Raw genomic sequence first — 15,610 nt, forward strand, 5'->3', positions numbered from 1 at the left:
GGGTAAAAGACTTACTATTACCCACAAATAAAAACATAGTATTGTATTTACTCAAATAATTTAATTTTATTAACCTGAAAGCTTATTGGATTAAAATTATTAAACTAAGAGTTATAATTTTAGCAACTAAAAGCTGTAAATTGCACCATATAAACAGTTATTTCAAGCAAAAGTTATGCCATTAAGAGCTATGCAACAAACATTTATATTTGTGGGTAATAGTAAGATCTAAATCCGATAGAGCATTGTTGGCACACCATCAAAAGTCGCCTCAGACCTCTAATGCATCAATGTACAGACTTACACCTTTTAGTTGGTAATACCATTTTAGACGTTTATCATTCGTTTTAGAAAATACTATAGAATCCAGAAAAAAACATGCCTAGACGAGCTATTTGAATGACATTAGTTGTTAGTTACGCAACTTTCATAACAGCTTCGCTTATGACATTTGTTTACTGTTATGTCTGTAAGATACCCTACTATACCACCTAATGCTGCACCTGCAATTCCTAATAATACAGCAGTTGCAATTACTCCGATAGCAATAATCTCAGGTATAATTCCTATTGCAGCTAGTGTGGCTCCTACAGCACCAAATAATAATGCTAAGCCTATAACTCTTGGGGAAATTCCTGAAGCTTGTTTTTGTGGAGAATTACGTTTTGGGTTGCCTACTATAGGTGGCTGATTAATTTGCTTTTTCTGCTGAAAATTATTGTTAGTTTCGTTACTGACAGGTGTTTGTTGCAATGGAACTGCACTGCTTGTAATCGTTTGTGGGCCACTGTCTACTGGTTGTTCTTGTTGTGGAGGGGTTGAAACAAACGGTTGTGTAGTGGTATCACTTGCAGCCGGTTGTTCTAAAATTTGCTCATTATCACAGTTAATAACTATATCGCTACCTACTTTTGATTGAAATGATTCGGTAAACACTACACTGTAATTTACATCATCAATTATTGTTTCTGAAGTTGGATCTGGATTTTGATAGTAAGTTATAGTGGCATTAGATATTTCGAGTCTACCTTTTATCGTTCTTTTTACTAGCTCTTTCTTTTCTATTTTACACACATTAAACTGATCAGAAAAACTAAAAGTTAGTTTATCTTTAAATGTTTTTTCAAAATCATTCGCAAAACTATCTTTAAAAGCAATTGGAAGAGAAATATGCTCTCCACTAGAAAGATCTCTTTCATGCAGAACTTTTTAGGGGCTGTTTTAATATGCTCACCTTCAAGCTCCATAACCTCTTCGATAGCTAGATACACTATACCTTCAGCTATTTTTGGATTGATTTTATTAATCAAATTTCTGACATACTCTTTATCTTCTTCATCCACTATAACAACTCTAATGTTAAATCTTTCACATCCATATTCATTATCTATACTCGAACCTATTGACGTTCCTCCAATTCTATCACCTAAAACAACCATTCGAATAGAAGATAACCTTTCATATGCTTCTTGCATTTCTTTGTCATTCAAAAGTGCTCTTGCTTTTTCTATAATGCTTTCTACGCTTCTCTTCTGATATTTACTAAGATATTTTTTACTGAAGTTACTGTAATCATAATTATGATCTTTTGTTGCCATTTCTGCATAGCGAAATGTGTCAAGCAAATGCGAGCTTTCATCATTAAGCCTAACTGTTGACACACTATTTTGGCTCACTGTGTTTGGATAATAGGAACCTGGACCATATCTATTTTTCTCATATATCAATTCGCCTGCAACAACAGGTATTCCCCTTACTTTCATTTCATTTTTTGGTAGTAATTGGCCATTTGTAAAAGCAAATGCTGAAAAAAGTGCCCAAGCATTGGTACCGTGTGCAGCAAAAGTTCTCTTATCAATCACATTACTGCGTGCATTCAATCTAACTTCAGGGTGTTTCCTTTTAAATTCCTCACTTATCTCAAACAATTATTTTTCCGACTCGCTTGGTCTTCTGTTCTGCATAAAGTTCTTATGAAGTTCAGAAAATTCTATTAGTTTCTGTATATGAGCCTCTTGCATATTTACCATCCTAGCCAAATAAACTTATATAATATCAGTTCAACCAATCAATCCACAAAAATCAAACGAATATTTTCAAAATAGTGCTAAACTTAGGCTGCTATGACAAGAACAGTTGATGTATTACTACCACTTCCAATTGATCAGTTATTTTCGTATGCAATTGAGGAAAATACTGAGATTTTACTTGGAGATTACGTAGTGGTGCCATTTGGCAAAAAACGCTTGATCGGAATAGTTTGGAAATATAGTGACAAGAGTGGTCGAGCATTAAAATTTATTGAGCAAAAAATCGATTTACCAAATATTAGACCAAAATTGATCACATTTGCAGAGTGGGTTGCACAATACAATGTAATGCCTATTGGTATGCTTGCCAAAGTGATAATGGGAGGAGTGTTAAAAGTAAACCAAATAGATAAATTGGTTTGTGCTAAGCAGAAGCAGGAAATAAGTGAAATAAGTTGCCAATTAAACCCTGAACAGCAGATAGCTAGCGATAAAATAATAAGCAGTTTGAATGAGTATTCAGTGACTTTGCTTGACGGTGAGACAGGATCTGGAAAAACGGAAGTTTACTTATCCGCAATTGCAAAATTGGTAGAAACTGTAAACAGTGCACAAATTTTAATCCTCTTGCCTGAAATTGTTTTAACTTCACAATTGGTAAATCGTGTTCGCGGTCAGATATCAAAAAACTTAGTTGAATGGCACTCAGGGCTCACTCCAAAAACTCGCCGGAATAATTGGCTCAATATAGCAAGTGGAAATGCGCAGATAATTATTGGTGCACGGTCAGCGCTTTTTTTGCCTTATAAAAACCTAAAATTGATTATCATTGATGAAGAGCACGACTCATCTTTTAAACAAGAACAGGGAATTATATATAATGCTCGAGATATGGCGATAATCTTAGCCAAATTTGAAAATATTCCGATTATTTTATCATCAGCAACTCCACTGCTTGAAACGATTCATCATGTTAAAAGCGGGAATTATAATCATGTAAAGCTAACCAAGCGATTCGGTGGTGCAGAATTGCCACTCATTAAAGTAGTAGATATGAGGAACAACAAGCAATGGATCTCCTCTGAGCTTTTTGAAAGCATAAAACAAACCATAGAGAAAAAACAGCAGGTTATGCTCTTTTTAAACCGCCGAGGGTATGCACAACTGGCAGTTTGTAAAAAGTGTGGATATAAAATTTCCTGCTTAAATTGTGCTGTTTGGCTTACATATCACAAGAAAAAAAATGCTCTTTTGTGCCATCATTGCTCTTATCAATTAAAACTCCCAGAAAAATGCTCTGATTGCCAGAGTGAACAGTCATTTTCCCTTTATGGCGTAGGAATTGAAAGGTTACTTGAAGAAATGGTGAAATTAATACCAAACGCAAAAACTGCGATGATAAGCAGCGATCAGAAGTCGGTTAGTAACGTAATTGACTTGGTACTGAAAGAAGAGGTGAACATTATAATCGGCACACAAATAATTGCTAAGGGGCACAATTTTCCTAAATTAACTTTGGTTGGAGTAATGAATGCAGATTTGAGTCTCGAAAATTCTGATTTAAGAGCAGCAGAAAAGACGTATCAATTGTTGCACCAAGTTGCAGGCAGGTCAGGAAGGTTCAATGAAAAAGGAATGGTAATAGTGCAAACCAATAATCCTGAAAGTTCAATAATAAAAGCATTGCTACATCAAAAAAGGGACTCATTTTATGAAATTGAACTTAAGTCAAGACGCGAAGCCAAAATGCCACCATTTAGCAGATTAATAGCGCTTATAATTTGTGGTAAGAATCAGATTGCGACACAAAAAGCAGCGAATGAAATAGTAAAATCTCTTCTCTGTCATACAAGTAGCTCAACTACTTGTATTCAGGAAAAAAATGTAAGTGCAGACAAAAAGGAATTTGAAATTCTTGGTCCATCACCAGCAGCAATAAATTTCTTAAATAATAAGTATCGGTATAGGGTGTTGCTAAAAATACACAATAAGCACAGTCTATCTATACAAAAGAAGCTGAAATGTTGGATTAAAAATTGTAACTTGAATTCGAGTATTGCAGTGATAATAGATGTTGATCCTGTGAGTTTTTTTTAACGAGTTCCGTTAAGCCTTCTTGCCAATTACCACAACATTCTCACTGGGAAAAAAATAATCAGGTACAACCATATTTTTTGGTGCAGGACCCCCAATTACTCGGCCTGATGTGTCATAATATGAACCGTGGCAAGGGCAGAACCAACCGTTACCATCTTTTGTAGCGTGATCAATCGGCACACACCCAAGATGTGTACATATTCCAAGCATAATTAACCATTCGTCTTTTCCTTCGTATACTCTCTGCTCATCTAATTGAGGATCCCTCAAGCTCTTCACATTCACAGCTCTTGCAGCCTCAATTTCTTGCTTTGTGCGTCTACGAATGAATACTGGTTTACCTTGCCACTTTACTTTTACTCCGTGTCCTTCCTGAATTCCAGACAAATTCACCTCCACTGTGGAAGTTGCTAAAACTTCAGCAGAAGGATTCATAGACTTAACCAGTGGCCAAAGTCCACTTGCAGCTCCTATACCTGCCATAGCGCATGTAGTTAATGTTATAAAATCTCTCCTACTCTTATTTTTAGTAAGATCTTTAACATGAGGTGTTTTTTTATCCTCTTTGTTTGCCAGTGGTTTTTTATTTTTAGTTAAATTTTTGTCCATTGATCTCTACTTAGCCATAAGTATATATTTTAAATTAAATACTGCGTATTAATCAACAAAAACTTGCGCTTTTTGTTTAACATGTACTACAGTTGAGAAGAGATAGAGTTTTCAACTTCAGAAATACTATCTTCAGTGGAATCAGGATCTTCAATTTTCGCTACTGACACCACCTTTTCTCTACTCTCTGTTTTAAACAGAGTGACTCCTTGAGTGCTACGTCCTGCAATTCTGATATCATTTACTGAAATACGAATTAACTTTCCTTTATCTGTAATAAGCATGATATTATCACCCTGCTCAACTGGAAAACTAGCAACACCATTACCGTTTCTGTTGGTAGTAAGAATATTGGTGATACCAACACCACCCCTGTTAGTTATTCTATACTCATACGCAGAAGTTCTTTTACCAAAGCCATTTTCGGTAATAGTTAATATAAACTCCTCATTCACTGCAAGTTTTAAGAACAATTCGTTATCTATTCCTAAATCATTCAAAGTCTTTTCCAATTTGGAATCAATGGAGTTATTAATTGCAGTCCCCAGTCTTTTTGCAAGTGGAACTTTTAAGTAAAGTTCTTTTGTTTCTGTTGCTACACCTATCCCATTTAATATGGTCATGGATATCACGCTGTCATTCTTTGCAAGTTTGATACCTCTTACGCCATCTGAATTGCGACTTTTAAATTGACGCACATCACTTACAACAAATCTGATGCTCTTTCCAAGCGTTGTTGAAAGTAAAACATGATCAATTTCATTGCATACTTTAACCGATACTAATTTGTCCCCTTCATCGAGCTTTATTGCTATTTTTCCATTGCTTGGGATGTAGTGAAAATCCGCCAAGGAGTTACGCCTTATGTTTCCATAAGCAGTAGCAAAAACTATGTTTTGATTTTCGTCACTTTCACTTGGTAATGGCATTATATTAGTTATCGTTTCACCATCGCTAAGCGGAAATATGTTAACAAGTGCTCTACCACGTGCAGTTGGTTCTGCAAGAGGTAATTTATAAACTTTTAATCTATAAACTCGGCCAATATTAGAAAAGAATAAAAGGCTAGTATGGGTATTTCCAACAAACAACTTTGTAATTACGTCTTCTTCCTTTAACCCCTGTCCTAGCTTTCCTTTTCCACCACGATGTTGAGTTTTGTAATAAGAGAGCTTCACACGCTTGATATAACCATTCATAGTTACGGTTATCACCATATCCTCTTGTGGAATGAGGTCTTCAGCTTCAATGTCCGTATCTGATTCCTCTATTAAAGTTTTTCGCGGCACAGCAAATCTGTTCTTTATTTCTTGTAAATTGTTTTTTATTTCTTTCATCAACTTCTCTTCTGAGCCAAGAAAAGCGATATATTCTTTTATCAGGTTGATCATTGAACTTAGCTCAGCTTCTAGTTTGTCTTTTTCAAGGCCTGTTAAACGCTGCAGTTTCATATCAAGGATAGCCTTAATTTGTAGCTCAGTTAATCTATACACTCCGTCTTTCAAAAAGCTTGCGCTATCTGAAATCAACTCAATAATAGTGTTAATTTCATTCGAAGTTTTCCATTCCTTATTTAAAAGTTCTCTACTTGCTTCCGCAGGATCTTTTGCACCACGGATGATTTTTATCACTTCATCTATGCTGAGGACCGCAATGTAGAGCCCTATATATATATGAGCTTTTTCCCTCGTTTTTCTTAGACGAAATTCTGTTCTCCTGATTAATACTTCTTTTCTAAAATCAACAAAAGCAGCTATGATTTCTTTTAATGACATCAAAGCAGGCCTGTTGTTGTTGAGGACTAAAGTGTTAACACTAAAACTACTTCTTAGTGGAGTTAGTCCCAATATTTGATTAAGTATAAAACTTGCTTCAGCATTTCTTCTGAGGTCAATTACTACTCTAATGCCGGACTTATCAGACTCATCCCTGATCTCTGTTATACCATCAATTCTTTTTTCTTTTACAAGCTCACCTATCTTCTCAATTAATTTTACTTTATTTACCTGGTAAGGTATTTCATCAATAACTATTGCTTGCCTATCTTGTGGCAGGTCTTCCATGTGAGTCTTGCCTTGCACAACAATTGATCCACGACCCGTTGCAAATGCTGATCTTATTCCAGACCTTTCAAGAATCGTTCCCCCAGTTGGGAAATCCGGCCCTGGCATCACTTCAAGTAACTCATCCAAAGTAACTTCAGGATTATCTATATATAACATACAAGCATCTATTATTTCTCCAAGGTTGTGAGAAGGAATATTGGTTGCCATACCAACTGCAACACCGCTTGCACCATTTACCAATAGATTCGGAAATTCTGCAGGCAGTACAACAGGCTCTGTTTCATTTCCATCATAGTTTGGCCTAAAATCAACTGTATCTTCGTTAATATCATTTAGTAAGAAGTGCGACACTTTGTGAAGCCTTGCTTCTGTATATCGCATCGAAGCGGGTGGATCTCCGTCTATCGAACCAAAGTTACCTTGTCCATCAACAAGTGGTAAAAGAAGAGAGAAATCTTGGGCCATTCTAACCAAGGAATCGTAAATAGCTGCATCACCATGTGGGTGATATTTCCCCATTACATCCCCTACTATACGAGCCGCCTTTTTATATGGCTTACCAGCATCGTATCCAGCCCTTGACATTGCATATAATATGCGCCTATGAACAGGTTTAAATCCATCTCGCACGTCAGGTATAGCCCGGCTTATGATAACGCTCATTGCGTAGGAAAGATAAGAATCTTCCAGCTCTTTTACTATTGAGATTGGTACTATATTATCCTGCATTTTCTATATTTTGATTGAAGTAATTAATAATATTAACATTCAGTTAAGCAAATGGGCAATGACAGACTTGAACTGCCGACCTCCTCGGTGTAAACGAGATGCTCTACCAGCTGAGCTAATTGCCCCTTTAGATGTAATTCTATAGCTCAATATTATTATTGTAAACAAAAATAGCGATAAATTAGATTTAGGTAAGCTATAAGCTTTTATGAAATCTTTGGGTGCGTGCTGTGGAGTTTTATAAATTTTAGTCTTGCTGTCACTTTGTATAAAGGTATTTTTTCACTCACATCTTTCGAAGTTGTAGCCATGTTCAACAACTTTAAGTAGAATATTGTAGCATTTTTAAAATCTGAAAGTTTATCTAGAATAACAGCTAAATTATAGGTATAAAAAATATTGTTTTCATCAAGGGAAATAGCAGTTGTCATATACTCTTTACCTTTTACATAATCCTCCTTTTTCATATAAATCAGACCTAAATTTGCTAATAAAGGAGCATAATTTTTATGTATATCATACAATTTCAACATTTCACTCAACGCCAGATCAGGATCATATTGTGAGATTATCGTCAGAAAATTTTTTAATATGTAAGGGTTACTAGGGTATTCTTTTAACAGTCTTGTGTAAATCTCTACAGCTTTTTTGTATTCTTTATTAGCGTAATAAATATTTCCCAATCCAATTAAAGCATTTTTATGATAAGGAAACTTTGTGATGATCTGATTAAGGAGAGAAATAGCTGTTTCATTATCTCCTGACTCAAAGGAATCTTTTGCTTTTTTTAAAGTAGAGTATATGTCAAAACTCTTGCCAGAATTCTGCGCAATTTTGATATTAAATTTGTCACTTTTTCTCTCAATAACATCAAGATCTTTATACTTTTTATCAGCTTTTATATGCTTGACAACACTATCAAAGGCCTTCTGTATCTCCAAATTTTCACTAGCATAGGTAACAGAAGACCTCCATAAAATCACAACGCAAATTAACATGCAGACAAACATAGATCCTAGTGTTGTGGCATTGGCTGCAGCGTGTAACCAGTAAACCTTATTTCTTTGAGCTATGCGTAACACATTACAAATTCATAAATGCTAAATTACCTATCTCATACAATAATAAAGATATTATTAATTAGCGATGCTGCGTAGAATGCACTTATCTTTTGTCTTCCATATTTCGCTCTATTAGACTTCTTGCATAACCCAAACTTAAGTAGAAAAAAGGCAAATAGTTATTATAGCTCTAAGTTTACCGACGATAAGAACCGTCATTCAAGTAGCTCCTCCCTGCCATCTAAGTAGCCTTCTTCTCCTGTCATCCCAGCACCTTCTTCCTGTTATCTGAGTAGCTGACACTGTACGAACATTGTCTATCAGGAAGGTGTCATGCAAGTAGCTGACACTGGTTCTTTTATGACGGTGTCATTCTAGTCTGGAATCCAGGAAACTTAATTGCAAGTAATGCATTGGGTTTGGTGAGTATAAAAGTATTGTGTTATGGCTAACGCTGGCTAGGTTTTCCTGCATCATACCGCCGCGGTATCTCTAGATCCCGCTAACAAGCAGCGGGATGACGATTGTCAGGGTGTCATTCCAGCGCCCCTATGATGTCATCCCAGTACTCCTATAATGTCATCCCAGTGCGTGACACTGGGATCTCATTTCACTCTATAATAGTATCATTCCAGTGCTCCTTTCTTGTCATCCCAGTACTGATTAGCTATAAAATTTAAGAAGATATTTAAGAAATTTACCAAGCGGAAAAAAAGGCAAAAGAAGCCCCGTGGTGCGAGTTTTGACTCTATATTACTGTAAGTGGCGCTGTAATAATGTGCTAACGCTTAAAATAAGCGCGATTTGGCTGAATGTAGAAAAAATAAAAAAGACATGCAGCCGCTATAATTTTATGTAATCCGCCAATAAATACCCTGAGTTTTTTACTGAATTTTGTCATTGAGCCTGCAGGTCAAAAACAAGTTTTGAGTCATGAATACCCCTATTATTATAATAAGGGGGCTGGCGGAGTTTGTCAAGCAAGTTTTTTTTCTACTGAATGACAGTTGTGGCTTGGGAGGTAGTGCAAGAAGTCTATTTCCACAAAAATGCTTCAATTTATCTTAACATTTTGTCAACTACCTTTATAGGAATGACAATTTAAAAGGGCATTTTTACATATTCCATATGGCTGCCAGTTGCACCCCTCACATGCGTAATCAAATTTCTTTAAAGACATTTTCTCTCTAATCTTTTTTACCGCCTCATTCCAAGTTAAAGTCTCGCCAATTTTTATTCCTAAAATTCCCATATGCCTTCTATCTAGCTCTAAAACTTTAGCTTGTGTGGTGCATTTACCTTGTTTAATCTGGTTTGGGCAAGCACTACAAATACTATCAAGATTGCCAACTACTTTGATTTGAGTGTTAGGATCACTCATTACTTTGCTTGCTATCTTTTTATAATTTTCTACAAAACCCTGAGAATACCCATATCCCCAAAACGCGAGGGTGCACATGAAATGATGAGGACGAAACCTTATCACTTTTTCAAATACTGCAAAGCCGCTACGAGTAGAAAAATTTTTACCAAACCAGGAAGGATAAATGGTAAAACACCCACCATTATTGCTTGTCCCAGACCCAAGTAAACAGCAAGCCAACTAACACCACAAATAAAGATTACAACTGTACCAGCCAGACAACTTAAAGAATTACACACAAATGATTTATATTTAGAGTTCAGTAATTCATTTACTTTGCTCATTACCATAACAGCAGCTAAACAGCCAATTAAATATCCACCTGTTGGTCCGAGAAAAATGTGATAACCACCAGAAAAATTCGCAAAAACAGGAAATCCTGCTGCACCAAGTGATAGATATGTAAGCACAGAATAGAATGCTGTTCTGCGGTTAAATTTAAGCCCAATAAGCATTACTCCTAAAGTTTGCAATGTGATAGGCACAGGCTGCAATGGTACGCTTATTTGAGCCATCAAGAATAAAAGTAAAACGCAAGACAATATTTCAGCCAGTGTTGATCTGCTGCTAGATTGTGTTATAAACATACCTTCCCAATAAAAATAACTTATAAAATGTAATATATATAAGAGGTTTTGCAATTTAAATTTTGCTTATATTGTGCTACAATGAATTATTTATGCACTATTAAATTAAAAATGATAAGTAAACAAGATCTATTATCGTTGATGAAAGCAAGACACAGCGGACGTTCATACGATACTACAAGAGCAATATCTCAGGAAGACATGGATATTTTAATGGAAGCTGTAAGGCTGACTCCCTCATGTTTTGGTGATGAACCTTGGAGATATGTGATATGCAACAAACAGAACAATCAAAGCGCATGGGAAAAGCTGCTAAATTGTCTTGATGAATCTAATCAAAAATGGGCAAAAGATGCACAAGTGTTAATCATATCTTTAAGTGCTAAAAACTTCCGTAAACGAGGTAAAGGAGAAAATCTTTGGGCTAGTCATGATACTGGTGCAGCAAATTATGCACTTATGCTACAGGCTGCATCTGTGAACTTAATGGCTCATCAAATGGGTGGATTTGATAGAGATAAAATAGTAGAAAGATTCAACATATCCGATGATTTTAATGTAATGTCAGTGATAGCGGTTGGTTACGAAGAAGAGGGCGCTGAAACAAGTAAGAAAAAAAGAAGACCAATAGAAGAAATATTTTTTTATGATGAGTGGCCAAGGTCCTAAAAATTTTATCAAGATGCACGGTACTGGCAATAATTTTGTTATCATAGACTCACGTTCAACAAACAATTTAGACTGGAACTATAGACAAATTGCTGATCAAAGCAGTTGTGATCAAGTGATAATTATAACAATGTCTAATGCTGCAGACTGCTTTATACATATCTATAATGCTGATGGTAGTCGAGCTGAAATGTGCGGAAACGCAGCACGCTGTGTTGGATATTTGATAATGTCAGAAAAAGGTACTGAGTATATCACTATTGAGCTGGTAAACAAACGCATTTTAGAGTGTTTTAAAGTTGGTGATAAATCCATAAAGGTTAACATGGGTAAACCTTTGCTAAAATGGCATGAAATTCCCTTTTCTACTGAGTGTGACACTCTTCACTTACCTATAGAGCTTGAAATGCTAAAAGATCCTGTTGCAGTAAATATTGGTAACCCTCATATAGTTTTTTTTGTTGATAACATAAGTGAAATACCATTGCGAAATTTAGGACCAAAGCTAGAAAATCACGTACTATTTCCTCAGAAAATTAATATTAGTATTGCACAAGTTGAAAAGTCTGGAGAAATAGCTTTAAGAGTTTGGGAAAGAGGTACAGGCATTACTGCATCATGCGGTAGTGCAGCCTGTGCAGCACTTGTTGCATCCACACTACGTGGATATCTGACTGCCCAACAGACTTCAGTAGATTTACCAGGAGGTAAGTTATTAATCGAATGGGCAAATAACGTATTCATGACCGGTGATATAGGATTTTTGTGATAATTGTTTTCACAATGCAAAACTATTTGACAAACTCCGCCAGCCCCCTTATCATGAAAGTGAAGGTATTCAGTTATCTTCATCTGTGCAGATTAAACAGCAAGAAAACAACGTGGTTGGCGTCTTATTTTTAATTTTTTGCACTATGTGCACCTTATGTCTTCACAATATTTCTAGGTTTTTACCTACACAAGCTGAAACGCGCTTATAAGTCGTTTAAGACAGTATAGTACGCCAATTTGCAGGATTAGAGAGTGACAACTAGCTAACACGGGGTTTCTTTTGCCTTTTTTTCTACTTAGTAAATTTCTTAAACATTTGCAGCGTAGGTTAGTTGCAATTAAAAGCAGCTAAATTGCAGTGTTTAAGACTTAAAAAACGCCAAATACTGAAAATAGATAATGACTAGGGCTTCTTTTGCCTTTTTTTTCGTTTGGTAAATTTCTTAATGTTTATAGCTAAAGCAGTTTAAGAGACCGAAAATGGTCAGCGCTCTTTTTTTTGTCATCCAAGTAGCCTCCTATGATGTCATTCCAGTGCTCCTTTCTCGTCATCCCAGTGCCCAGACACTGGGATCCAGCTAAGTTAGTGAGTGTAAACAGTAGCCAACCTTACGTTAAAACACAACGTTCTTGATGAGATTGCATAAAAACTGGATTCCTTACATCATAGAGGCACTGCCATTATAGAGTGAAATGAGATCCCAGTGTCTGGGCACTGGGATGACAAAAAAGAGGCACTGGGATGACATCATAGGGGGGCTGGGATGACACCCTGACAATCGTCATCCCGCTACTTGTTAGCGGGATCTGGAGATACCGTGGCGGCATGACGCAGAGCTCACGTTAGCTATACTTTTATACTCACCAACTCAGTATCCAATCTGGATCCCAGTGGGCTTTGTTGCATAGCAGCAGAAAAACTAGTGATTACTGACTAAATTCATTATAAAATGACGATTTAAGGATAAATATGCCACAAAAAATGAGAGTCAGTAATCATAGAGAATATAACAAATTTCTAGAAAAAAGAGGAAATATTTTTCATTATATCAACGAAGCCATAGAAAATTGGTATGAAATTGGGCCAAAAATGTAGGGTGGCAACAATATTTACAGCAACAAAGTGGTAATTTTGATACATATAATAACCCATCTATTCAGAATAGGTTTGAGTGGGATTTTTAGAGGGATAAATTGAACAAATAGGAAAAAATTTGCAGCTATTCACAAGCATCAAAAGAAACTTGATATTAAGATCAATGATTGCAGAGTTGATAAAAATAACATGGAAGATATCGAAATTGCTATAGACAGTACAGGAATTAGTATATACAACAACACACAGCAAAGAGAATAGCAAAGATAGAGAGTACCGCGGCTATAAACAAGTAAGAAAATTGCACATAATGTTGAGCAAACAAGTCATAGCTACAAAATACAGTAATGGCGTTTACTCTGATCACTATGGAGCATTGGGGAAATTTGATGTTAAATATGCTATAAAAGCACTATATGCAGATAGGGCATATGATAAAAAAGCTCTATAAGCTGTGTAATCAATATGGCATAAAAACGAAAATTCCTCCGAAAAACAACGCAGCAGAGCATCCAAAATTGGATTATATGCTTGATAGAAATGCCGCTATTCAGTTAATGAAATTACATGGTGAGAATGGTATAAAAAGATGGAAAGAAGAAGTAAATTACGGAAAAAGATCTTATATTGAAGGATTTTTCTCAAGGTTGAAGCGAATATTTGGGTTTAGTTTTAAGAATAAATCTGAGACAAATAGAGAGAAGAAACTGCTTATTAAATGCTGCTTAATGAACAAATTTACTGCAATTGGTATGCCTAAATTTGAAATAGTCGCATAAAATTATTTACTCTGGAAAAAACTTACGTTGCTATGCAACAAAGCCCACTGGGATCTAGAAAAAAGAAATGTGGATTCCAGTGTCAAGGCACTGGAATAACACCACTTACTACGTATTTAAACTATAATGTTCATCATTACACGCTGGCAGGATGTCATATATAGTGTTACCCAGGTAGCTGTGTTGGGGCTTATCGTCTTTAAGATCCCAATTAGATAGAAGGTTTGTACTTTTTTCAAATCAAAGCTTGAATTTTTGCTCGAAAATCAATATATTATATATATGAAGTTTTAATTTAAGTTGTTATGTTGACCCCAATGGCAAGCTTATGTGTTGATAGCAGAACCAATCTCATGCAATATATTGCTAGAGTGCAAAAATTCTCTATGCTGTCTCAAGAGGAAGAGGTACGATTAGCAAAAAATTGGAACCAATATAAGGATATTTCTTCTGCTCATAAATTGATTACCAGCCATTTGAATTTGGTAGTGAAAATTGCAATGAAATTCAAAAATTATGGACTATTGTTGATGGACCTGGTCATGGAAGGGAATATGGGTTTAATGCATGCAGTAAAAAAGTTTAATCCTGATTTAGGGTTTCGTTTTTCAACTTATGCAGTGTGGTGGATTGAAGCTTCAATAAAAGACTTTATATTGAAATCTTGGTCGTTCGTGAAAATAGGCACAACGCAAGCACAAAGAAGATTATTTTTTAGTTTACGTAAAATAAAAAAAAGAATTTTACAGTATACAAACAGAGAGACTTTAAGCAATGAAGAAATAAAAGCAATATCTAATGAGCTTTCTGTATCCGAAGGAGATGTTCTGCAGATGAATTACCGTTTGGCTTGTAAGGATCAGTCGCTAAACGATTGCATAAAAATAGGTGATGGCTCTAAAAGGGAGTTGCAAGATATGATCCCATGTAACTTGGTCAGTCAAGAAGTAACCTATCAGAATCATGAAGAAAAAGAATTAAAAGAAACAATTTTAAACAATGCACTAGCAAGCCTTAACGAAAGGGCAAGAGACATTTTTATCAGTAGATATTTGTCTGAAAACACTCAAACTCTAGATGAACTTAGTAAAAAATATTGTGTTTCAAGAGAAAGAATAAGACAGTTGGCTGAGCAGGCGATGGCTAAGGTAAAACAATATATACAATCAGAAAGTTTGAAATTTGGTTTGCATGCGTAGTTTTTTTATATTTCTAATATTTTTTTCAATAGGCGCTTTTGCATCGGTTAGTGATGTGCAATTGAAGGAAAAATACAAAGACTGGCTTGTATATACTGCATCAGAAGATGGAGAGAAAGTGTGTTACATTGTATCTTACCCTAAGACAAAAAGCGAGCATTATACAACCAATCGCAAGCCGTATGTAATGGTCAGTTATGTTGATAAAAAAGCAGATGAGGTAAGCGTTACCTCTGGTTTTCAGTATGATAAGGAGCCTGTAGCTCTCAATATCGACAAAAAAATTAAATGTACACTGCCTATAATACAGGGAAGTTTTGCGTGGGCAGAGCATACAAAAATAGATCAAGATCTCATTCTAAAAATGAAGCAGGGATTATCAATGGTAGTTAATGGAAAAACAAAAACAGTGACCATTGATGATACTTATTCCCTACTTGGTTTTCAAAAAGCGTATCAAAAAATGCATGATTTATGTCATACAAAGTAAATCA

15 protein-coding genes and 1 tRNA gene are annotated in these 15,610 nt (G+C 35.6%); 8 read left to right on the plus strand and 8 right to left on the minus strand.

Annotated elements, in window-relative coordinates:
- Positions 1–405: 405 nt before the first annotated feature.
- Entirely contained in the window at positions 406–1,074 is a 669-nt protein-coding gene (locus ABWU50_RS06520) for a hypothetical protein (protein WP_353275833.1), read from the minus strand.
- Positions 1,075–1,100: 26 nt separating this feature from the next.
- Positions 1,101–1,928: a hypothetical protein gene (locus ABWU50_RS06525; RefSeq protein ID WP_353275834.1), complete on the minus strand. Its 828-nt coding sequence runs from the start codon at positions 1,926–1,928 to the stop codon at positions 1,101–1,103.
- Positions 1,929–2,123: 195 nt separating this feature from the next.
- Between ABWU50_RS06525 and priA the strand changes: the two genes are divergently transcribed.
- Positions 2,124–4,127 (plus strand): primosomal protein N', encoded by a 2,004-nt coding sequence (gene priA / locus ABWU50_RS06530; protein ID WP_353275835.1) that lies wholly within the window; start codon positions 2,124–2,126, stop codon positions 4,125–4,127.
- A 9-nt stretch (positions 4,128–4,136) separates the two neighbouring features.
- On the opposite strand, the gene petA is transcribed toward priA, so the two are convergent.
- The 6 genes from petA to ABWU50_RS06560 all read right to left on the minus strand — a co-directional run bounded on the left by petA (position 4,137) and on the right by ABWU50_RS06560 (position 10,602).
- Complete coding sequence (gene petA, locus ABWU50_RS06535; protein WP_341822943.1) at positions 4,137–4,736, minus strand: ubiquinol-cytochrome c reductase iron-sulfur subunit; 600 nt, start codon at positions 4,734–4,736, stop codon at positions 4,137–4,139.
- Between the two features lie 86 nt (positions 4,737–4,822).
- Entirely contained in the window at positions 4,823–7,531 is a 2,709-nt protein-coding gene (gene gyrA, locus ABWU50_RS06540) for a DNA gyrase subunit A (protein ID WP_353275836.1), read from the minus strand.
- A gap of 52 nt (positions 7,532–7,583) precedes the next feature.
- A tRNA-Val gene (locus ABWU50_RS06545) sits at positions 7,584–7,656 on the minus strand.
- A gap of 81 nt (positions 7,657–7,737) precedes the next feature.
- A complete protein-coding gene (locus ABWU50_RS06550; RefSeq protein WP_253309898.1) occupies positions 7,738–8,613 on the minus strand; it encodes a tetratricopeptide repeat protein in 876 nt (291 codons plus the stop codon).
- 1,054 nt (positions 8,614–9,667) lie between these two features.
- Positions 9,668–10,078, minus strand: a complete 411-nt coding sequence (locus tag ABWU50_RS06555) for a DUF1284 domain-containing protein (RefSeq protein ID WP_353275837.1) — start codon at positions 10,076–10,078, stop codon at positions 9,668–9,670.
- The gene (locus ABWU50_RS06560; protein ID WP_250296035.1) at positions 10,075–10,602 is read right to left on the minus strand and encodes a biotin transporter BioY; all 528 of its coding nucleotides are present in this window, start codon (positions 10,600–10,602) and stop codon (positions 10,075–10,077) included. Before ABWU50_RS06560 ends, ABWU50_RS06555 begins: the two co-directional genes overlap by 4 nt.
- An 81-nt stretch (positions 10,603–10,683) precedes the next feature.
- Here ABWU50_RS06560 and ABWU50_RS06565 point away from each other — a divergent pair, with 81 nt between their 5' ends.
- The 7 genes from ABWU50_RS06565 to ABWU50_RS06595 all read left to right on the plus strand — a co-directional run bounded on the left by ABWU50_RS06565 (position 10,684) and on the right by ABWU50_RS06595 (position 15,606).
- Complete coding sequence (locus ABWU50_RS06565) at positions 10,684–11,271, plus strand: nitroreductase family protein (protein ID WP_353275838.1); 588 nt, start codon at positions 10,684–10,686, stop codon at positions 11,269–11,271.
- Positions 11,252–12,040, plus strand: a complete 789-nt coding sequence (gene dapF / locus ABWU50_RS06570) for a diaminopimelate epimerase (protein WP_353276391.1) — start codon at positions 11,252–11,254, stop codon at positions 12,038–12,040. Before ABWU50_RS06565 ends, dapF begins: the two co-directional genes overlap by 20 nt.
- A 972-nt stretch (positions 12,041–13,012) precedes the next feature.
- Positions 13,013–13,138 carry a hypothetical protein gene (locus tag ABWU50_RS06575; RefSeq protein ID WP_264732015.1) on the plus strand — a complete coding sequence of 42 codons (126 nt, stop codon included), beginning with the start codon at positions 13,013–13,015 and terminating at the stop codon, positions 13,136–13,138.
- Between the two features lie 310 nt (positions 13,139–13,448).
- Complete coding sequence (locus tag ABWU50_RS06580; RefSeq protein WP_341820755.1) at positions 13,449–13,589, plus strand: hypothetical protein; 141 nt, start codon at positions 13,449–13,451, stop codon at positions 13,587–13,589.
- Positions 13,555–13,917 (plus strand): transposase, encoded by a 363-nt coding sequence (locus ABWU50_RS06585; RefSeq protein ID WP_353275839.1) that lies wholly within the window; start codon positions 13,555–13,557, stop codon positions 13,915–13,917. Before ABWU50_RS06580 ends, ABWU50_RS06585 begins: the two co-directional genes overlap by 35 nt.
- A 305-nt stretch (positions 13,918–14,222) precedes the next feature.
- Positions 14,223–15,116, plus strand: a complete 894-nt coding sequence (locus ABWU50_RS06590; RefSeq protein WP_353275840.1) for an RNA polymerase factor sigma-32 — start codon at positions 14,223–14,225, stop codon at positions 15,114–15,116.
- The gene (locus ABWU50_RS06595) at positions 15,109–15,606 is read left to right on the plus strand and encodes an invasion associated locus B family protein (RefSeq protein ID WP_353275841.1); all 498 of its coding nucleotides are present in this window, start codon (positions 15,109–15,111) and stop codon (positions 15,604–15,606) included. The genes ABWU50_RS06590 and ABWU50_RS06595 overlap by 8 nt, the downstream gene beginning before the upstream one ends.
- Positions 15,607–15,610 lie beyond the last annotated feature (4 nt).

It is taken from the genome of Wolbachia endosymbiont (group A) of Pipizella viduata (assembly GCF_964028555.1).
Taxonomy (GTDB): domain Bacteria; phylum Pseudomonadota; class Alphaproteobacteria; order Rickettsiales; family Anaplasmataceae; genus Wolbachia.